At 52.9% G+C, this 20,565-nt stretch carries 22 protein-coding genes and 1 pseudogene; 1 reads left to right on the top strand and 22 read right to left on the bottom strand.

Going from position 1 to position 20,565, the window contains the following annotated elements:
* Positions 1-14: 14 nt before the first annotated feature.
* From OCV63_RS04335 to OCV63_RS04295, 9 genes are all read right to left on the bottom strand, one after another.
* Entirely contained in the window at positions 15-812 is a 798-nt protein-coding gene (locus OCV63_RS04335) for an ABC transporter ATP-binding protein (RefSeq protein ID WP_158362299.1), read from the bottom strand.
* Complete coding sequence (locus tag OCV63_RS04330; RefSeq protein ID WP_158362297.1) at positions 805-1,734, bottom strand: ABC transporter permease; 930 nt, start codon at positions 1,732-1,734, stop codon at positions 805-807. The genes OCV63_RS04335 and OCV63_RS04330 overlap by 8 nt, the downstream gene beginning before the upstream one ends.
* A gap of 142 nt (positions 1,735-1,876) precedes the next feature.
* Entirely contained in the window at positions 1,877-2,920 is a 1,044-nt protein-coding gene (locus OCV63_RS04325) for an ABC transporter substrate-binding protein (RefSeq protein WP_158362295.1), read from the bottom strand.
* Between the two features lie 297 nt (positions 2,921-3,217).
* A complete protein-coding gene (locus OCV63_RS04320) occupies positions 3,218-3,760 on the bottom strand; it encodes a hypothetical protein (protein ID WP_158362293.1) in 543 nt (180 codons plus the stop codon).
* Complete coding sequence (locus OCV63_RS04315) at positions 3,750-4,811, bottom strand: hypothetical protein (RefSeq protein WP_158362291.1); 1,062 nt, start codon at positions 4,809-4,811, stop codon at positions 3,750-3,752. The genes OCV63_RS04320 and OCV63_RS04315 overlap by 11 nt, the downstream gene beginning before the upstream one ends.
* Before the next feature lie 15 nt (positions 4,812-4,826).
* Complete coding sequence (locus OCV63_RS04310) at positions 4,827-5,837, bottom strand: NAD(P)H-dependent glycerol-3-phosphate dehydrogenase (protein ID WP_158362289.1); 1,011 nt, start codon at positions 5,835-5,837, stop codon at positions 4,827-4,829.
* A gap of 11 nt (positions 5,838-5,848) precedes the next feature.
* Positions 5,849-6,493 (bottom strand): glycerol-3-phosphate 1-O-acyltransferase PlsY, encoded by a 645-nt coding sequence (gene plsY / locus OCV63_RS04305; protein WP_158362287.1) that lies wholly within the window; start codon positions 6,491-6,493, stop codon positions 5,849-5,851.
* Complete coding sequence (der, locus tag OCV63_RS04300; RefSeq protein WP_158362285.1) at positions 6,490-7,818, bottom strand: ribosome biogenesis GTPase Der; 1,329 nt, start codon at positions 7,816-7,818, stop codon at positions 6,490-6,492. Before der ends, plsY begins: the two co-directional genes overlap by 4 nt.
* Before the next feature lie 35 nt (positions 7,819-7,853).
* A complete protein-coding gene (locus tag OCV63_RS04295; protein ID WP_158362283.1) occupies positions 7,854-9,179 on the bottom strand; it encodes a DUF512 domain-containing protein in 1,326 nt (441 codons plus the stop codon).
* Between the two features lie 150 nt (positions 9,180-9,329).
* Here OCV63_RS04295 and OCV63_RS04290 point away from each other — a divergent pair, with 150 nt between their 5' ends.
* Positions 9,330-10,514 (top strand): ribose-phosphate pyrophosphokinase, encoded by a 1,185-nt coding sequence (locus OCV63_RS04290; protein ID WP_158362281.1) that lies wholly within the window; start codon positions 9,330-9,332, stop codon positions 10,512-10,514.
* Positions 10,515-10,803: 289 nt separating this feature from the next.
* Here the strand turns inward: OCV63_RS04290 and pgeF are convergent, their stop codons facing one another.
* The 13 genes and pseudogenes from pgeF to OCV63_RS04225 form a co-directional block, all read right to left on the bottom strand.
* Positions 10,804-11,655, bottom strand: coding sequence for a peptidoglycan editing factor PgeF (gene pgeF / locus OCV63_RS04285; protein ID WP_158362279.1), 852 nt, complete (start codon positions 11,653-11,655; stop codon positions 10,804-10,806).
* Between the two features lie 18 nt (positions 11,656-11,673).
* On the bottom strand, positions 11,674-12,033 hold the full coding sequence (locus OCV63_RS04280) for a YraN family protein (protein ID WP_158362277.1): 360 nt from the start codon (positions 12,031-12,033) through the stop codon (positions 11,674-11,676).
* Positions 12,034-12,043: 10 nt separating this feature from the next.
* Positions 12,044-12,712, bottom strand: coding sequence for a ribonuclease HII (locus tag OCV63_RS04275; protein WP_158362275.1), 669 nt, complete (start codon positions 12,710-12,712; stop codon positions 12,044-12,046).
* Positions 12,713-12,721: 9 nt separating this feature from the next.
* A complete protein-coding gene (gene lepB / locus OCV63_RS04270) occupies positions 12,722-13,297 on the bottom strand; it encodes a signal peptidase I (RefSeq protein WP_158362273.1) in 576 nt (191 codons plus the stop codon).
* Between the two features lie 16 nt (positions 13,298-13,313).
* Positions 13,314-14,156 carry a ribosome biogenesis GTPase YlqF gene (gene ylqF / locus OCV63_RS04265; protein ID WP_158362271.1) on the bottom strand — a complete coding sequence of 281 codons (843 nt, stop codon included), beginning with the start codon at positions 14,154-14,156 and terminating at the stop codon, positions 13,314-13,316.
* A 32-nt stretch (positions 14,157-14,188) separates the two neighbouring features.
* The gene (lepB, locus tag OCV63_RS04260) at positions 14,189-14,767 is read right to left on the bottom strand and encodes a signal peptidase I (protein ID WP_262670636.1); all 579 of its coding nucleotides are present in this window, start codon (positions 14,765-14,767) and stop codon (positions 14,189-14,191) included.
* 120 nt (positions 14,768-14,887) lie between these two features.
* Positions 14,888-15,235 carry a 50S ribosomal protein L19 gene (gene rplS, locus OCV63_RS04255; protein ID WP_158362267.1) on the bottom strand — a complete coding sequence of 116 codons (348 nt, stop codon included), beginning with the start codon at positions 15,233-15,235 and terminating at the stop codon, positions 14,888-14,890.
* Between the two features lie 227 nt (positions 15,236-15,462).
* Entirely contained in the window at positions 15,463-16,845 is a 1,383-nt protein-coding gene (locus tag OCV63_RS04250) for a uracil-xanthine permease family protein (RefSeq protein ID WP_158362265.1), read from the bottom strand.
* Between the two features lie 86 nt (positions 16,846-16,931).
* A complete protein-coding gene (locus OCV63_RS04245; RefSeq protein WP_158362264.1) occupies positions 16,932-18,284 on the bottom strand; it encodes an MATE family efflux transporter in 1,353 nt (450 codons plus the stop codon).
* Positions 18,285-18,307: 23 nt separating this feature from the next.
* Positions 18,308-18,988, bottom strand: coding sequence for an HAD family hydrolase (locus OCV63_RS17620; RefSeq protein WP_262670646.1), 681 nt, complete (start codon positions 18,986-18,988; stop codon positions 18,308-18,310).
* Positions 18,968-19,690, bottom strand: a pseudogene (gene trmD, locus OCV63_RS17615) (tRNA (guanosine(37)-N1)-methyltransferase TrmD); the annotation flags it as partial. The pseudogene trmD and the gene OCV63_RS17620, both read right to left, overlap by 21 nt.
* The gene (rimM, locus tag OCV63_RS04230) at positions 19,690-20,196 is read right to left on the bottom strand and encodes a ribosome maturation factor RimM (RefSeq protein WP_158362260.1); all 507 of its coding nucleotides are present in this window, start codon (positions 20,194-20,196) and stop codon (positions 19,690-19,692) included. The gene rimM and the pseudogene trmD, both read right to left, overlap by 1 nt.
* A gap of 126 nt (positions 20,197-20,322) precedes the next feature.
* Positions 20,323-20,553, bottom strand: coding sequence for a KH domain-containing protein (locus OCV63_RS04225; RefSeq protein WP_158362258.1), 231 nt, complete (start codon positions 20,551-20,553; stop codon positions 20,323-20,325).
* Positions 20,554-20,565: the final 12 nt, after the last annotated feature.

Below are 20,565 nucleotides of genomic sequence, written 5' to 3'. Positions count from 1 at the left end.
GCTTTCTGCTTTGTCTAGTTGGTCAGCATCATCCGGTCGTTGGCAAACTCACCGCCGCTGACCTCTTCGAATTTGGTCAGCAGGTCGGATACCTTCAGATTTTTCTTCTCCTCGCCCGCCACATCGTAGATGACATGGCCCTCGTACATCATGATCAGACGATTACCATGGGCGATAGCATCCTTCATATTGTGGGTGATCATCAGGGTAGTCAGGTGATCCTCGCCGACGATGCGGTCAGTGGCATCCAGTACCTTGGCCGCGGTCTTCGGATCCAGAGCTGCGGTATGCTCGTCCAGGAGCAGAAGCCGCGGCTTCTTTAGGGTCGCCATCAGAAGGGTCAGCGCCTGTCTCTGTCCGCCGGACAGAAGGCCGACCTTGCTGGTCAGACGATCCTCCAGGCCCAGTCCCAAGGCTGACAGGCGTTCCTTATAATACTCCCGCTCCTTCTGGGTAATGCCCGGCTTCAGAAAGCGCATCGCGCCTCTTCTGGCAGCCAGCGCCATATTTTCCTCAATCTGCATACCGGCTGCGGTTCCGGTCATGGGATCCTGGAACACGCGTCCAAGATATGCCGCGCGCTTGTGCTCCGGAAGCTTTGTCACGTCCACATTGTCAATAAAGATTTTTCCCTCGTCCACGGGCCACACGCCTGCCACCGCGTTCAGCATGGTGGATTTTCCCGCTCCGTTACCGCCGATGACCGTAACGAAATCTCCCTCGTTCAGATGAAGATTCAGTCCGGACAGAGCCGTCTTTTCATTTACGGTTCCTGCGTTGAAGGTCTTCCATACATTTTCTACTCTAAGCATTTGCCGCACCTCCCTTTTTTACCGGTTTTGCAAAATATTTGCCCTTCAGGTACGGGATAGCCAGGAATACGGCCACTACCAGGGCGGAGATCAGCTTCATGTCGTTGGCGTTCAGGCCTGCCATGATAACCAGCTGATATACAATCCAGTAAATGATAGCGCCAAGCACTACCGTAAAGAGCTTAAAGCCGAAGTTCCGGCTGATTTTTCCGAAGATAACGTTTCCGATGATAACGGCTGCCAGTCCGATAACGATGGCGCCACGGCCTGCGTTGACGTCGGCGAAGCCGTTGTACTGGGCATACAGGCCGCTGGACAGAGCCACGATACCGTTGGAAATCATCAGACCAAGGATCTTGCTGGTATCGGTATTGATACCCTGGGCTCTGGACATATGCTCATTATTGCCGGTCGCCCGGATGGAGCAGCCCAGCTCTGTTCCGAAGAACCAGTACAGAATTCCGATAATGAAAAGGACAAACACGCCCGCCACAAAATTGGTATTCTGATAGAAGGGAACACCCTTTACCCAGCGAAGGGAAACAATCTGGTCATACTTTCCGAAAGCCAGGGCCTGGTTTGCCTTTTCCCCCATGATACGGAGATTGATCGAGTAGAGTCCCAGCTGGGTCAAGATTCCTGCCAGAATCGCCGGAATTCCCATGGCTGTATGGAATAAACCGGTCACCAGACCTGCCAGCATACCTGCCAGGAACGCCACAAACAGGGACATCCATACGGAATGGCCGCTCTGCATCATCATAATACAGACCGCGCCTCCGGTAGCCATGGTTCCGTCTACCGTCAGATCCGCCAAATCCAACACCTTATAGGTGATGTACACACCAATTGCCATAATACCCCAGATCAGACCCTGCGCGCAGGGACCGGGCAATGCATTCAAAAACTTTAAAACATCCACTTTTCTATCCTCCTGCCTTGTAATCACGCAAAAAATGCGTAAAGCTTTCAATATTATAGCAAAAAGCAGGTAAAAAGGGAAGTCCTTTTTACCCGCCTCAACACATTCTTTTTTAAATTCATGCGAAATGTACTGTTCCAGCTTACTCTGCTGTCTCAATTGCTACATAGTCATCCGGAATGGTTGCGCCCATAGCCTCTGCCAGCTCCGGATTGTATTTCTTTGTGAACTCCGGTGCATACTCGATGGGCATCTCAGATACGTTTGCCTCGCCGGTCAGAATCTTCACTGCCATCTTACCGGTTGCTACGCCCAGATCGTAGTAGCTGATGGAAAGAGTTGCCACGCCGCAGCCTGCGCAGATGCCTTCCTCACCGGCGATAATCGGAACACCGGCCGGCTCGCAGATATTGCGGACAATTTCTGTATTGGACGCTACGGTATTATCAGTCGGCAGATATATGACATCGCTTTCATTTGCAGCAGTTGTAGCTACGGAAGCCAGATCGTTGGAATCAGAGAAGGAATACTGCTTGCAGGTATAGCCAAGCTTCTCCAGGGCTGCCTGTACGGTGTCTACCTGGTACTGGGAGTTTGCCTCAGCGGAGCAGTACAGAAGTCCTACATTCTTTGCATCCGGGAACAGCTCCTGCAGCATAGCTGCCTGCTGATCCAGCGGCGCCAGGTCGGAAGTACCGGATACGTTGGTTCCTACCAGGCCGTCAAAATTGTCGATATCAAGCGCTACGCCATACTCTGTAACAGCGGTTCCCAGTACCGGAATGGTATCGGTTCCCTGTGCTGCCGCCTGCAGGGCCGGTGTGGCGTTTGCCAGAATCAGATCCACATTATCGGATACAAACTGATTGATGATCGTCGCGCAAGTAGCGGAATCTCCGGACGCATTCTGCTCCTCAAAGGTTACGTTATCCTTTCCAAGTCCTTCTTCCACTGCATCCTTAAAGCCCTGGGTCGCTGCATCCAGCGCCTCATGCTGTACCAGCTGACAAATACCTATGGTGTAGGTCTGTCCGTCTGTGGAAGCCGCGTCTGCGGTATCGGCTGTCTCTGTGGTTTCTTCTGCTGCCGCGGTATCTGTGGTTGTGGTATCAGCCTTACTTCCTCCGCAGGCCGCCAGTGACAGGGTCATGGTTCCTGCCAGTGCTAATGCGAGTAACTTTTTCATAGTAAATCCTCCTGTATATCCTCCATTTTGCGGCGCTAATGCTTTGACGCCACGATGCTTTGACGTATTAAAGTGCCGCATTACTTTTTACATTGTATACCGCGAGGTGCTGTTTGTCAATGCTTAATTTGGGAAAATATATGGTGGAAAGACCGAAAGGCTATGGGCTCTGGAGAGAAACAGAAAGCCCTCGGAGACACGCAGATTTTCCTACTCGTCCCTACGGAAAATCAGCTAACGTCCCCCCGAGGGCTTTCTGTTTCTCTCCGGAGATCTACGTTTTGGATTGTTCGTCCGTTATTCGATTGTCATATCAAAACTGATTCTCTCTCCGCTTACATCCCCCGGATAATAATCCACCGTGAAGCTCTTCACGCCGTCCAGGATCTGCACTACCATCTGGTAGGTGCCGGTACGGCCTGCGGGGAGGTAGGTGTAATCGTAGTCTTCAAACAGGTACCGGGGCTGGCTCTCTTCCTCTTCGGTATGCCACCAGTCCAGCACATCGTTGTAATTGCCGTTGTCCTCGTTAAAATAGATACCGTAGTAGTTGTCCATGTAGCGGGTCTCATCGCCCTCGTTGGTGACCTGGAAATCCAGCCGGTAGAAGGTATATCCCTCCTCTGCCTGCGCGCCTTCATAGGTGGCTCCCAGGCACTCGCTGCCTACGGGCTCCAGGGTGCAGTAGGAGCCGCTGGTATCTGCGGTCATCATGCCGGGAACACTCCCTCTGAGCCAAAGCTTAAAAGTGACTGCCAGGAAAATAATTCCGAAGACCAGAAAGATACCGCCGACAATCCGAAATATCAGTGTATTTTTCTCCGTTGTCCTAGATTCCATCCCCGGCACCTCCTTCCTGCGCTTCAAAGTCTTCCGGACCGGGTACCGCAACGGACAGGTTACCATTCTCGTCGACAGAAATTTCCTCCGATGACTGTCCTTCTACTTCCGTCCCGTCAATGAAAATTTCCTCCTGCAGCAAACCTTCCGCTTCCGCCTCATCTGCGGCCTGCTCCAGCTCCGCGGCCTCGTCCTCGGTCAGGTTCTCGATGGGCAGTTCGATCCGATGGGTGCGGATCAGCTTCCCGCCATCCCAATCGGTGCAGTCGTACTCATCCAGCCACAGCACCGCTGTGTCCGCGTCTGCGTCCACCAGGAAACCGTACCAGCCGTCGCAGTATGCTTCCCCTTTGAAGGAACTGTCATCCAGCGCCGGGTACACGCCCAGAATCTGCGCGTAGGGCTCAAAATAATAGCTGGAAATGGGTTCCCGGTAATGGCCTTCTGTCTCCAGATAGATGCCATAAAGCCCGTTGTAATCCTCGTACTGGCCGTCGCTCTCGCCCTGTACATGAACCGCCACCAGCTTTTTTCCCTCTTCCATGGTTGGGAAGATACTCGAATCTGCCACCTCCCGGCACTCCAGTACCTGCAGCGTCATTTTCTCCTGGAAGATAAAAGAAGCACCCGCCTCATGTTTCACGATTTCCAGACCGCTTCCATTCTCCGGATCAGTCACAAATACGCTTACCATGGGATTGACTGTCGTATAGATTATGGTTCCAATCAGCAGGAACACGCTGAGCACAAAGAACAGGATGCAGAATACAAAGAAGCCCACGCCCTTTTTCTTCGCCGTCTCTCCTTCAAAGTCCGTATAGGTATAGCCGTCCTCCTGATAAGTAAAGCTTCCATCCCGTTCTTCGCCTGGATGGGCGCTGAAGGTTCGGTGGCTTCTATGACAGTCCTCATCGGAGCTGTCGCCAAAGCGGTCGTGCACGGCCTCATGCTGTTCCTCAGCAGTCTCCTGCCGGTTAAAGCAGCCGCATTTGGGACAGATGCCGTAATATTTCTCGTAGTCAAATTTCTTATTGCAGTTGTAACAGCGCACAGGCGGCCCTCCCTCCTACTCCCAGGGGAGTTGTGAATTTTCGATTTTTTTATCGCGAAGCATCAGCTCGGTCACGGCCTCCTTCGGGGACTTGTCCTCAAAGAGTACCTTGTTGACCTGTTCGATAATCGGGATTTCGATGTTGTATTTCCGGGCAAGAGCCACGGCTGCCTTGGCGGAATAGACGCCCTCGACCACCATTTTCACCTCGTCCATGGCCTCCCGCATGGTGCGGCCCTGGCCCATCAGATAACCGGCCTTGCGGTTCCGGCTGTGTACGGAGGCACAGGTTACAATCAAATCGCCGATACCGGACAGGCCGTTGAAGGTCTCCTGGCGGCCGCCCATGGCGGTGCCGATGCGGCTCATCTCCGCGATTCCCCGGGTAATCAGAGCGGCCTTGGTATTGTCGCCGTAGCCCAGGCCGTCGGCGATGCCTGCCGCCAGCGCGATGACATTTTTCAGGGCACCGCCCAGCTCGATGCCGAGCATGTCCGGGCTTGTGTATACACGAAAGACCTGATTCATAAAGAGGTTCTGGATGTGCTCTGCTGTCTCACGGTCGTGGGCGCCCGCCACTACCGTCGTCGGTAGGCCGCGGCTAACCTCCTCCGCATGGCTGGGTCCCGACAGCACTGCTGCCCGGCAGTTCGGAATTTCATCCTCTATAACCTCGGTCATAATCTTCAGGGTGCTCTCTTCGATGCCCTTGGAGACGCACACGATCAGCTGACCATCCGCCACATAGGGAGCCATATTGTGGGCCGTGCTGCGGATGCAGGCGGACGGAACCGCCAGTACCAGCATGTCCTTCTCCTTCATCGCCGCTTCCAGATCATTGGTAATCGCAATCGTCTCCGGGATTTTCACGCCCGGCAGCTTTCCGATCAGTTCCCTGTTCTCTGAAAGACTCTCCACAGAGGTCTTTGAATGGGACCAGAGGACGACCTCATGCCCGTTATTGTGGAGTACCAGCGCAAGGGCCGTTCCCCAGCTTCCTGCTCCAATCACACCTGTTTTCGCCATAGTATCTCTCCTTATTTCGCCTTCTGCCCGAGCTTGCTCTCGGTGCCGTTCAACAGTCTTCCAATGTTCTTCCGGTGGCGGTAAATCGCCATCAGGCATAAGAAAATCGTAATCGCGTAAAGCTCATAGAGATGCCCCTGGGACAATCCCCAATGTCCCTGCCGGCCAAACAGAATCGTTCCCACCGGCAGCCAGATGCTGACCAGAATGGATCCCAGGGATACGTAACGGGTCGCGCCTACGGCACCTCCAAATAATACAATGGCCACCAGAGTCATAACCGGATCCAGGGACAGGTACAGACCTGCGGTAGCCGCAATGCCCTTTCCGCCCTTAAACTTCAGATAAAAGGGAAAGTTATGTCCCAAAATCACACCCAGGGCTGCGTACATTCCCAGAAGCACGCCCATATTTTCATCCGGATAACGGCCCGCAAACAGGGCTCGTACCAGAAGCACCGCAAAGACACACTTAAAGCAGTCTCCCAGCAGGGTAATAAGGCCTGCCTTCCAGCCAAGCGTCCGGAGCGCGTTGGTAGCGCCCGCGTTGCCGCTTCCATGCTGGCGGATATCCGTACCTTTTAATTCTCCATAGATATAACCGGTCTGAAACAAACCGAACACATAGCCGATGGCCACACATGCCAGACGTATCACTGCTGATCACCCTTTCTTTCCCGAATCAGGAACCGGAGCGCGGTTCCCTTGAAGCCGAAAGCATCCCGGATCTTATTTTCCAGATATCTGGTATAAGAAAAATGCATCAGCTCCTTGTCATTTACAAAAATGACGAAGGTGGGCGGCTTCACTGCCACCTGTGTAATATAGAAAAGCTTCAGGCGCTTTCCCTTGTCTGAGGGCGGCTGCTGCAGAGCCACAGCTTCGGTCATGATCTCGTTCAGCACGCCGGTGGCTACGCGCAGGTTCTGGTTCTGGATGACCATGTCGATGAGCTCAAAGAGCTTCGGCAGACGCTGACCGGTCACAGCGGAAATGAACGTAATCTCCGCGTAAGGCATATAAGACAGAATATTCCGGATCTTGTTGGTATATTCATAGACAGTCTTGTCATTTTTCTCGATGGCGTCCCATTTATTGACCGCAATGATGATGCCCTTGCCGCGCTCATGGGCGATACCGGCGATCTTCGCGTCCTGCTCGGTGACGCCCTCTTTCGCGTCGATGACCAGAATGACCACGTCGGCCCGCTCCACTGCCGTCACGGTACGGATAATGCTGTAGCGCTCCAGCTCCTCTTTGATCTTGTTCTTGCGGCGCAGTCCTGCCGTGTCAATGAAAATGTAGTCCTTACCGTTCCGGCGTACCTCGGTGTCGATGGCGTCCCGGGTGGTGCCTGCGATATTGGACACGATGACGCGGTTTTCGCCGATCAACTTATTGATAATGGAGGATTTTCCCACGTTCGGTTTGCCCACGATGGCGATGCGGGGACGGTCGTCCTCCTCAATCTCACCGGTCTGCTCCGGGAAATGCTTCACGACCTCGTCCAGCAGATCGCCGATACCCAGACGAGAAGCTGCGGAAATCGGCACCGGATCGCCGATACCCAGGTTATAAAACTCGTAGGTATCCGCCATAAACTTCTGGAAGCTGTCTACCTTATTGATAGCCAGCACAATGGGCTTTCTGGAACGGCGCAGCATGTCCGCCACCTTGGAATCCGCGTCCACCAGGCCCTGACGCACATCCGCCAGGAAGATGATTACGTCCGCGGTATCAATGGCAATCTGGGCCTGTTCCCGCATCTGGGACAGGATGACGTCGCTGCTGTCCGGCTCGATGCCACCGGTGTCTATCAGGGTAAAAGCGTGATCCAGCCACGTCACATCCGCGTAAATACGGTCTCTCGTTACTCCGGGCGTGTCCTTTACAATGGAAATATTCTCTCCCGCAAGCGCGTTAAACAGGGTGGATTTTCCCACGTTCGGGCGTCCGACAATCGCTACTATCGGTTTACTCATTCTCTAATTTCTCCTATTCTTCTTGATACTATATCTTAATTCTCAGATCGGCCAAGTACGGCATCTAGAAAAGATTTTCCGTCTGATTTTACAATAGTTATGGGCACTTGTAAAGCCCTGGACAGTTCTTCCACAGTCACATCGTCCAGGAAGACCCGCTCGCCGCTCTTCAGCATATGTTCAGTCAGCAGAAGCTCCTCGCCCAGGTTCAGATCAGCTAACTGCTTTTTCAGATCCTGTCCGGTCAGAAGTCCGGCCACGGTAATCTTGCCGCCGAAAAATTCATTCTTCACAGCTTTTACCTGCAGATCCAGCTTCGGGAACTTCTCTTTCACCTCTTTGCCAAGTCCGGTCAGAATCGGCGCTGCCAGCTCACCTGTAGCAATGGTGACATGGCGCTTTCTGTCATCTCCCGGAAGAGCCGCCAGTTGTTCATGTACCTCTTCCCGGAGAAGCCTTATCATACCAACGCCATTTTCCAACTGCAGATAACCGTCATAGCTGTCCTCCGCCGGTATCTCCTCTTCCGCCAGCAGATACCACTCGTCGCCTGCGTGGATGAAGTGATTGCCGTATTCTTTGTAAAGGCGCTCCTGCCAGCTGTGAATCAGGGCCAACACTGCGCACGCGTCCTCCTTCGTAAAGGGCGTCAGCGGATAGAGGCCATCCCGATAGCGGGTCAAGCCCACCGGAACCACCGATACACTCTGCAGATAGGGCAGGTATTTTACCAGCTGTTCAATGCTGTATTCCAGTTCTTTTCCATCGTTCACGCCCTTGCAGAGCACGATCTGGCCGTTCATGATGATGCCCGCCTCATAGAAGCGGTCCACCTTCTTCAGAGCTTCCCCGGCGAAGCGGTTATGGAGCATCTGACAGCGCAGCTCCGGGTGCATGGCCTGGAAGGAGATATTAATGGGCTCCATGCGATAAGTGATGATCCGCTGCACGTCCGCGTCACTCATATTCGTCAGAGTCACGTAATTGCCCTGTAAAAAGGACAGACGGGAATCGTCATCCTTGAAATACAGCGTGTCCCGCATGCCCTTCGGCAATTGATCGATAAAACAGAAGATACATTTATTGCTGCAGGAACGGTAATCATCCATCATGCCGTTCTCGAATTCAATGCCCAGATCGTCCTCGTATTCCTTCTCGATCTCCAGCTCCCATTCTTCTCCGCTTGGCTTCCGGACCAGAATCTCCAGATATTCCTCGTTAATCAGATAATGATAATCAAAGACGTCTTTTACCGGCTGGCCGTTCACCGACACCAGCACGTCTCCCGGTTCCAGCTCCAGTTCCTCGGCGATACTGCCCGGTTCTATAGTCTTGATCACGTGTTCTTTTACTTTTTTCATAAATACTCCTTTTTCTCCTTCATCATCATACATTATTTGAAAATAAAAAGCAATCTGTCTTGACGATCTGTATCGGAAAATGGTATAAATTTATATATAGTGTGTTTTTCACTGCATATCTAAAAATGTCATATTATTCGGAGGACAGTCATGTCAGATACAAATCAGTTTGATAATATTTTACCTATCGCGCCGCTGAAAATCGCCGCCCTGGAAAGCAGTATGTATTTCGCTAAAAAGGTGGACAACTATCTGGTGGATTTCCGTAAGACCGCCAATATGCAGCACCGCGATAATGTCTATTTTCAGGAGTATGCCCAGGATTCCTACCTGATCGACTGCTCCTGTCCCCGTTTTGGAACCGGTGAAGCGAAAGGCCGTCTCGGCGAATCCGTCCGTGGAAGCGACCTCTTCGTCATCGTGGACGTGTGCAACTACAGCATTACCTACAATGTCTGCGGCCATGAGAATCATATGTCCCCGGACGATCACTATCAGGATCTGAAGCGTATCATTTCTGCTGCCACCGGTAAGGCGCACCGCATCAATGTGGTAATTCCGTTCCTCTATGAGGGCCGTCAGCACCGCCGCACCAGCCGCGAATCCCTGGACTGCGCGCTGGCTCTGCAGGAACTTCAGAATATGGGTGTGACCAATATCATTACCTTCGACGCCCATGACCCCCGTGTCCAGAACGCGACGCCGCTGAATGGCTTCGATAACTTCCAGCCGCCCTATCAGTTTATGAAGGCGCTGCTCCGCACCGAGCCGGATCTCCAGGTAGATAACGACCACCTGATGATCATTGCCCCCGATGAGGGTGCCATGGAGCGTGCGGTATACTTCTCCAACGTACTGGGAATTGACCTGGGTATGTTCTATAAGAGAAGAGATTACTCCACCATCATCAATGGCAAGAACCCAATTGTAGCCCACGAGTTCCTGGGAACCTCCCTGACCGGCAAGGACGTCATCATCATTGACGACATGATTTCCTCCGGCGGAAGTATGCTGGATGTGGCCAAGCAGATGAAGGAGAGGGGAGCCCGCAACGTCTATGTATGCTGCACTTTCGGCCTGTTCACCGATGGCTTCAAGAAGTTCGACGAGTACTACGAGAAGGGCTACATCAAGCGTATCGTCACCACAAACCTGAACTACCGCTCTCCGGAGCTTCTTGAGAAGCCCTACTACACCGAAGCGGATATGACCAAGTTCCTGGCTACCATTATCGATACCATGAATCATGACACTCCTATCGGAAAGATCAACAACCCGACGGAGAAGATCCGGAAGCTCTTAGAGAAGCGGCAGAACGGTGAGTTTGGGAAATAAATCCGGAATCCGATAAAATGCTCTGATAAAACAGGGGCGGATGTAAGGTCATCGAAAGGATGGCGTTACATCTGCCCCGTTTTTATACATGCATCAACCTTGCTGTGTCGCGTTATTTAAAAAAGAATGTGCCATTGGCACATTCTCCGCCTGCGGCGGGTCGCGTAAGCGACATACTACATCTCCGCCGCAGTGCGATAATATTTTTTATGTAACAGGGGATTCCATAAGAATTTCCTGTTACATGAAAATAACAGACACTGTCTGTTGTTTTATATAAATGACAGCTTTATTTCAACATCAGGAACGCGCCCAGATTGCCCCGCCTTCCGTGGCTCGCCCGGTGGCTGAACAGCAGGGTGGGATTACAGCAGGTACAGAGATCCGTAACTGCCATATGCTCTCTTCGGATACCTGCCTCCGCAAAAATCCACTCATTGGCTTTCCAGAGGTTTAACTGGTATTTGCCGTCTGCTTTTTCGTAAAACAGCTCCGGCCAGGATTCTTCGGAAAAGGCCTGCCGGAATTCATCTATCACATCGACGCTGACCTCATAGCAGTCCTGACAGATGGAGGGGCCGATGACCACCCGGATATCCGCCGGGTCGCTTCCGTAGGTTTCTTCCATCCGTTCCACGGTTTTCTTTCCTATCTTTCCTACGGTTCCCCGCCAGCCGGAATGGGACAGACCGATGGCTCGCTTTACCGGATCCACAAAATACAGCGGGACACAGTCCGCGTAAAAGGTAGCCAGCGTCAGGCCCGGCACATTGGTAATCATGCCGTCCACGTTCTGATAATCCTTGGGTCTGGCAAAACCCTTTCCCCGGTCGTCTTCCGTCATCACCCGTACGTTCGTGGTATGGGTCTGATCGGAGCAGACCAGGCTTTCGCAGTCAAAGCCTATGGCCTCCCCCAGCCTCCGGTAATTTTCCCGCACCGCCTCTTCCCGATCTCCTCTGGTGAAGCTCACATTCATACTGCTACAGTCTCCCTCGCTCACACCGCCCAGCCGGGTGGAAAAGCCCTGGGTGACGATTCCGGTTTCTTCCAGCAGCGGAAAGCTTAAGAAAGGCACCCCTGCACGCTCCACAAGTCTTGTGGTTACTCTGCCTTTTACTTTTTTCCAGTTCTGTTCCATGGGACTTCCCTCCTTTGTTTAATAAAAGCAATACGGAAACGCGTTCCGAATCACCCGGATCTTGCGTCCCCGAATCGCCACCACATCAAAGCGGCAGCTCTGATTGTCCGGGATCCGCCGCAGCATCCGGTAATAATCTGCCGTCTTGCAAATCTTCTGTTGCTTCCGGTAATCCACTGCCTCCGCCGGATCCCCGTACGCTCCGGTCTTCCGGTATTTTACCTCAATAAATACAAGGACGCTGCCGTCCCGGGCGATCAGATCGATCTCGCCCAGACGGCAGCGAAAATTCCGTTCCACTATCCGATAGCCTCTGCCTTCCAGGAATTCAGCGGCCAAAGCTTCCTCTTCTGTGCCGATTTGACGGCGGTTCTGCATAGAAGCCCTCCTAAAGAATGTTTTTTATAAAGGTCCGGCGATGAATCGGCGTCGGCCCCAGCTCCTTCAAGGCCGCGATATGCTGGGCCGATCCGTAGCCTTTATTGGAGGCAAAGCTGTAGCCCGGATAAATCTCCTCATACTCCACCATCATATGATCCCTGGTTACCTTGGCAATGATACTGGCCGCCGCGATGGACACGCTCTTGGCGTCGCCCTTGATGATGGGCACCTGGGGAATCTCCACCAACGGAATCGTTACGGCGTCATTTAACAGGACGGAAGGCTGTACCTTTAGATTAGAAATCGCCATCCGCATAGCCTCATAGGTGGCCTGCAGGATATTGATCTCGTCAATGCGGGCCGGGCTGATAACGCCGATTCCCGTGGCCACGGCCTTTTCCATAATCTCGTCGTACAGAAGCTCTCTCTTTTTCTCCGACAGCTTCTTGGAATCGTTGAGATACAGAATCTCACAGTCTGTCGGCAGAATCACCGCTCCAGCCACCACCGGACCGGCCAGCGGGCCTCTTCCCACCTCGTCGATACCACAGACAGCCCCATAGCCCTCATACTGGTGCTCAAAGGAACGCATAGCCTCCAGACGCTCACGCTCCTTCTGTAATTTTTCCAGCTTCCGCTGCTCGCGCTCCAGGCGCAGCTGCTCTGTCTTTGTCATATTCCACTCCTACTGATGCTTCAGAATTCCAAAAGAATTCAGCGGCCAGATTCGCAGCCATGCCCGTCCGATGATCTCCTTCCGGTGAATCAGCGCCACGCTTGGGTCACGGCTGTCTGAGCTGTAATTCCGGTTATCACCCAGCACAAAGTACTCGTCGTCCCCCAGGGTAATGGGCTCCGCCGCCAGGCCTGCATCCTGCATGACTTCACGGCCATAGGACTCCTCGAGCAACTCGCCATTGATATAGATCTCTCCATCCACGATCTGCACGGTCTCACCCGGCAGTCCGATGATTCGCTTGATATAGTAGGTATTATCCTTATATCGGAACGGGAATACGATGATATCAAACCGCTCCGGATCGTGGAACCGGTATGTAAGCTTATCCACAATGAGCTGATCCCCGTCGTCCAGGGTATTCTCCATGGACTCGCCGCTCACATGGGTCCGCTGTCCCACAAAGGTAATAATCAGGAAGGTGATCGCCAGAACAATGCCCACATAGACCAGCATTCCCAGGAGCTCCCGCATGACGTTCGGCTTCTCTTCTTCGATTTCTTCCTGTCTGTCTTTCCTTGCCATTTATCTGTCCTCCTGCTTATTCCGGCAGTTCCAGGGTAATACGTCCCAGCTTTCCGCTCCGGAAATCCTCCAAAAGAATCGCTGCCGCCTTAGTCAGATCCGGTTCGCCGCCCTTCTGCAGACAGCCCCGCCGTTTCGCGATCTCGCCCAGAAGCTCTACCTCACCCAGGGTCTCGTCCGCGCCGTATCGCTCACCTATGGTGCCGCTGTAGCGGGCCTTCAAAAGCTTCAGAAGCTCCAGAGACAGCTCCTCGGTATTCAGAACTTCTTCTTTAATCGATCCAATCATGGCCAGCTTGATACCCACTTCCTGATCCTCAAACTTGGGCCACAGGATACCCGGGGTATCTAAGAGTTCCACCTGCTTATTCAGGCGCACCCACTGGGCGCCCTTGGTGACGCCGGGCTTATTGCCAGTCTTGGTGCAGGCCTTGCCCGCAAAGCTGTTGATAAAGGTGGATTTTCCCACGTTGGGGATACCTGCCACCATGGCCCGGACCGGCCGGTTCAGAATTCCTCTTCGCCGGTCACGCTCGATTTTTTCTTTGCAGGCTTCCTGTACGGCTGCGTTTACGCTTTTAAAGCCTGCGCCGCTGCGGGAATTCAGCTTTACGACCTGAAAGCCCTTTGCCCTGAAATAAGCGCTCCATGCCTCGTTGGCTGCCTCGTCTGCCAGATCCGACTTGTTCAGAAGCAGCAGTCTCGCCTTATTACGTCCCAGATCGTCGATGTCCGGGTTCCGGCTGCTTAAAGGCACCCGGGCGTCCACCAGCTCGATGACCAGATCCACCAGCTTGATATTTTCCTGCATCATTCTCCGGGCCTTGGTCATATGTCCCGGATACCACTGTATATTCATATAGTATTCTCCATTTGAAAATCAAATAAAATCTATTTCAGCCGCCCGAAACGCTCTCCGGGCGTCACTACAAACCAGGCCTGGCCCAGTATATCTTCCTTCTTCACATTGCCGATATTGGCGCTTCGGCTGTCCTCGCTGTTGTTGCGGTTGTCGCCCAGAACAAAATACTCGTCTGCCCCCAGTTTCACACCATCTTCTGCAAGACCCGCATCCTGCATACTCGCTGTCTGCACGGTCTCATTCAGCAGCTCGCCGTTCACAAAGACTCGCCCACTCTTGATGGTAATAGTGTCTCCAGGCTTTCCTACCACCCGCTTGATGTGGTAATGGGCGTTCTGATTGCCATTGGGCTTAAATACAATCAAATCTCCGTAAGACGGCGACTTGATCTCATAGACCAGGCGGTTGATCAACACCCGGTCGCCGCTTTTCAGGGTCGGCTCCATGGACTCGCCCACATTGCTTAAGGTGTAGCCGAAGAACCAGACCACCATACAGCCCACCACAAAGGCAAGAATCACCTCGCCTATCCAGAAAGCCGCGCCCTGCAGAGCCGTCAGATTCAGCTTCTTTTTTCTCCGCCGGAAATTCAGTCCTCTTCTTCGCATCGTTATACCTCCCGTACCTTTTCATGGGATTCTGCCGAATAGCCTTTCACATAGCGATGGGCTACATGAAAGAAAAAGGGAGAATATACATTCTCCCTCTTATCTTTACAACCTTCGTGATTATTTTACAAGCTCTTTAACCTTTGCGCGCTTTCCTACACGTCCTCTTAAGTAGTTCAGTTTCGCACGTCTTACCTTACCATGACGGATAACCTCAACCTTCTCTACGTTCGGGGAATGCAGCGGCCATGTCTTCTCAACGCCTACGCCGTTGGAATTCTTTCTTACAGTAAAGGTAGCGCGAGCTCCGCCGCCCTGCTTCTTCAGTACGATACCCTCGAATACCTGAATACGCTCACGGTTTCCCTCTTTAATCTTGCCGTATACCTTTACGGTATCTCCTACCTTAAACTCCGGTACTTCAGCCTTCAGCTGCTCAGCTTCAATGTTCTTAATAATCTCGTTCATTTCGTTGTCTCCTCCTTGTTTTCTGGATGTTCTTACCGCCAGTACGAAGGACCCGAAACCGCACCGGAGGCCGGCGCGTATCTGTCTCGCTTCTCTCTCGAATTTATCAAAAGATGCCCTTTCCAACTGCTGCAGCAGCGGACCATCTGCTTTTTATCACAACGTGGTTAATTTTATCATAAGCCTTACGAAAATGCAAGGCTTATTTTCTATAAAGTTTCTTAATTTTACGCATGAATACCCCGGTTCTCGTCGCCGGACTCATTCACGCCGAACTCATAATCATTGCCCGGCAGAATCATGTTCAGCAGGATGCCTGCGATGGCTGCGATAGCCAGTGCAGTCAGGGTAATCGGGGTGCCGCCTACCGTGAAGGTGATGCCGCTGCTGAAGCCCAGTCCGCATACAAAGATAACGCCTGCGATAATCAGGTTTCTGGACTTGGTCAAATCTACCTTGTTCTCTACCACATTCCGCACACCGATAGCGGAAATCATACCGTACAGCATAAAGCTGACGCCGCCGATGATAGCGGAAGGCATGGTACTGATGATAGCAGAAACCTTCGGAATAAAGCTTACGATAATGGCAAAGATCGCCGCAATACGGATGACGCGCGGGTCGTGTACCCGGCTCAGCTCCAGTACGCCGGTGTTCTCGCCGTAAGTGGTGTTCGCAGGTCCGCCCAGGAAACCAGCCATGGCGGTAGCCAGACCGTCGCCCATCAGGGTTCTGTGAAGACCCGGATCTGCGATGAAGTTCTCTTCTACGGTAGCGGAAATCGCGGACATATCGCCCACGTGCTCCATCATGGTAGCGATGGCGATGGGCGCCATAACCAGAATGGCGGTTACATCAAATTTGCAGATCTGAAGAGGTGGAACTCCTACCCAGCCGGAAGTAGCGATGGCTGAGAAGTTCAGGATCGCAGATCCGTCCGGGTTTGTCATGCCTGCCATGGTCATCAGAAGAGCGACCACATAGGAAATCATAACGCCCATCAGGATGGGGATAATCTTGAACATTCCCTTGCCCCAGATATTGAATACGATGATGACAGCCAGAGCAACCAGTGCCAGGAACCAGTTGGTGGAAGCGTTGTTGATGGCGGATCCTGCCAGGCTCAGTCCGATACAGATGATAACCGGTCCGGTCACAACCGGCGGGAGGAAACGCATCACGCGCTTTACGCCTACCAGGCGGATAATAAGAGCCAGAACCAGATACAGAAGACCTGCCACTACGACACCACCGCAGGCATAAGCCGCTTTCTCATTGGCTCCCATAGCAGCGTACATACCGGTGTCCAGATGCGCCACGGTAGAAAATCCGCTTAAGAAAGCAAAGGAAGATCCCAGGAATGCCGGCACCTTAAACTTGGTGCAGACATGGAACAGCAGGGTTCCGAAGCCCGCGCAGAACAGTGTTACAGCTACGGTCAGTCCTCTTGTCGGTCCCTCTCCGCAGGCATCCACGAAATAGCTGTTGACCAGAATCGGAACCAGAATCGTAGCTCCGAACATGGCGAACATGTGCTGCAGACCCAGAATCAGCATCTTGGGTATACCCAGTTTCCTGGCATCACGAATTACTCCATTTGATTCATTCATAACGTTCTCCTTCGTTCAAAAATAGTTTTATAGTTGCTTAATCTTATTTATTATAGTGACATTTGTCCTCTATTACAAGAATTTTTTCACCGAACCGCTGAATTTTTCGTCTCCCGGGTAATATAGAAAAAAGTCAGCACAAAAATAATCCCTTTTGCAATGGATGTGGATGAGAACGCCCACCAGATGCCGGTCAGGCCCATGCGTCCGCCCAAAAGAATGGCCAGCGGAATCCGGGCGCTGGTGAAGGTGATGCTGATGACACTGCACAGGCGGGTCCGTCCGAGGCCCGATAAAGCGCCCACTGTCATCAGCTCTTCGCACATGAAGCCCTCGCAGAAGCCGATGATAATCAGATAGCCCACCGCAATGGCGATGGCTTCCGGCTCATAGAAAAAGATTTTCGCGATAGGCTCCGGCAGCAGCACAAAAATCAGGGTAATCAGGGCACCCCAGACTCCCACGGTCCAGAGGGAAGCCCGGTAGCCCTTTCTCACCCGATCCATTTTGTCTGCGCCGTAATTCTGCCCGATGAAGGCATTCAGGGCCGCCCCGAAGCCGTCCGCTGTGTTCCAGGAGACGGATTCTATCTGGCCGCCCACCCGCTGTACTGCCACGGCAGCAGCACCGAAGGCCGATACCATCCGGGTCAGCACCATGGAAATGGCACAGTAGGCCATACCCTGCAGGGCCGTGGGAATTCCGATTTTGCAGATGCCGCTCACATATTCCACCTGGGGCTTTGCGAACAACCGCATGCCCTTCAATACATTTCCGTTCTGTCGCAGCACCACGCCCAGAATCATGATTCCCATGACGATAAACTGCGCGGTTACCGTGGCAATGGCCGCTCCCACCGCGCCCAGCTTCGGGAACGGACCCGGACCCAGAATCAGCACCGGATCGAGGATCATATTCGTCACCAGACCGATGAAATTCGCCACAAAGGGGGTCTTCGAATCACCCTGGGCCGTATAGAGGCCGGTCAGGGTCAGCGTCAGAAATGAAAATACCAACAGGCCGCAGGCTACCAGCGTATAAGAGAAGGCCGCCTCCAGGGCCTCCGGATCCGTCAGTTTGAAAAAATCCACCAGCGGATGCAGAAAAATTACGCAGATCGCCGAAAAAGCCAGTCCCAGAACCGTCGCCAGTTGCACCGCTGTCTGGGCATAGCCCCGGGCCGCCTCCCGGTCTCCCCGTCCGATACACTGAGCCACCTGTACCTGACCGCCCATGCGGGCCATGGACGCCAGCCCCTGGGACAGCCAGATATACATGCCGCCCACGCCGACACCGGCCACCGCCTTGGAGCCCAGCCGTCCGATCCAGGCCATATCCGTAATATTATACAAAGTCCCAAGGAAAGATGAAGCCATGATGGGAATCGCAAGCTTCGTCAATGTTTTCAAAATGGGACCCTTCGTCAAATTTCCTTCCAATGCCTCTTCCCTTTTCTCTCTTGTTACGGCAGAGCGCGCAAAATCGCCATACCCTCTGCCAGATCGCCGATTTTCCGATAATAATTCACATCCGGCTCCAGATCCCGGAAGCCCGGCTGTGGGACATAGACAGTCCGAAGTCCGGCCGCCCGGGCTGCCTTTACGCCGCTGAGCGAATCCTCAAAGGCGATAACCTCGGAAGGCTTTAAGCCCCCTCGCTTCATGGCCAGCCGATACAGATCCGGCGCCGGTTTTCCTGCCTGTACTTCATTTCCAAAAGCTGTACAGTCCAGCATCTCATAGATTCCGTGAAAACGCAGCATTTTCTCCGCCCGTTCCCGCACGGAACCGCTGGCCACACCTACTGTCATACCCTTTTCTTTCGCCAGTGTCACGATTTCCTTTGCGTAAGGCATCAGGGGCATACGGCCATCCTCCAGCGCCCCGGCCAGATATCCGTCGCGAATCGCGCGCAGCTCCGATGTAAGACGCGCTTCTCCGGTCACGCTCTCAATCGCACGATCCAGATCCTTTCCGCCGATGCCGTTCCAACTGTCCAGTGTCTCATCCGAAATGGGAATCCCCATCTTATGAAAGGCCATCTTCCAGCACTGGGCATAAAGACGCTCGGAATCAATTAGACAACCGTCCATGTCAAAGATGACGCCCTTGAAACGGCGTTTTCTCTTATTTTTCTCCTGCATTTCCTTTTGCTGCTCCCGGTAGGTCTCGTAGAGATCCGGCCGCCGCTCTTTCGTTCGCATGATGGACAGCTCCCGCCGCCAGCCTTCAATATTCGTATGGTTACCGGACAGCAGTACCGGCGGCACTTCTTTTCCGTGCCACACCTCCGGACGGCTGTACTGGGGATATTCCAGAAGTCCGTCCTGAAAGCTTTCAAACTCCGCGGACACTTCATTATTCAGAACCCCCGGCACCAGCCGGGAAATGGCGTCAATCATGACCATAGCTGGGAATTCCCCTCCGGTCAGCACGTAATCCCCGATGGACACGTAATCCGTCACGACCTCCGTCAGCACCCGCTCGTCGATCCCCTCGTAATGGCCGCAAAGGAAAATCACATGCTCCTCCTTTGCCAGCTCCTCCGCCATGCCCTGATGGAAGGTGGTCCCCTGGGGCGTCACATAGATGGTCCGGGCCTTTTTCCCGATTTTCTCCGTCACCGAAGCCCAGGCCCGATACACCGGCTCCGCCTGCATGACCATGCCCGCGCCGCCGCCATAGGGGTAATCGTCCACTTTATTGTGCTTATTGTCTGCAAAGTCGCGAATGTTTACCGCATTCAGACCAATGACGCCCTGCTCAATGGCCCGGCCTGTAATACTGGTTTTCAGGCCATTTTCAATCATTTCCGGAAATAAGGTCAGTACATGATATTGGTTCATCACAGAAGGCCCTCCGGAATCCGCACAACCATCCTTGCGTTCTCCACGTCCACCGTAAGAATACAGGAGGGAATGGCCGGAAGCAGGATTTCCTTTCCTTCTTCGGTCTCCACCACATAGACGTCGTTGGCGCCGGTCTGCAGCACATCTGTCAGCGTGCCCAGACGCTTCTCCTCCTCATCGTATACGTCCATATCAATCAGATCCACGATGAAGTTTTCATTCTCCGCAAGCGGGACCGCCTGCTCTCTATCGATCAAGAGATCTTTTCCTCTGTATTTTTCTACCTCGTTGATATCCTGGAATTCCTTAAATTTCAGAATCACCTGATTCTTAAAAAACTTTACACCGGCAACCTGAAGCTCCTTATACTCTTTTCCCGTATCCAGATATATCTTTTTCAGCTTCCGGAAACGCTCCGGATCATCAGTGGTGGGAAATACCTTTACCTCGCCCTTCAGGCCGTGTGTGGATGCGATGACGCCTACACGCAGATACTGTTCCATTGTGTTTCCTCCCTTTTCACTCATTGATAATAGAATCCTGCCTTGCAGGATTCTCCGCCTTTTATACAATAGGAACTATTGTATAAAAGAACAGCGGGTGTCTCCACCCGCCGTCTGTGCGGAATTCTACTGAAGAATCTCCACAACTACTTTTTTCTCTTCCTTAGATGACGCTGCCTTGACAACGCTGCGAATGGCCTTGGCAATTCGGCCCTGTTTGCCGATTACCTTACCCATATCAGAAGGCGCTACGCGGAGCTCGACCAGAATGGTTTTCTCATTCTCTGTCTCCGTAACGACAACCTCATCCGGATGCTCCACCAGTGATTTTGCAATCACTTCTACTAATTCTTTCATCAGATACCTCGA

The organism is Laedolimicola ammoniilytica, from assembly GCF_025567165.1.
GTDB classification, from domain to species: domain Bacteria; phylum Bacillota; class Clostridia; order Lachnospirales; family Lachnospiraceae; genus Laedolimicola; species Laedolimicola ammoniilytica.
The sequence above is the reverse complement of the archived record's forward strand: the minus strand, read 5'-3'. Positions and strand labels throughout refer to the sequence as shown.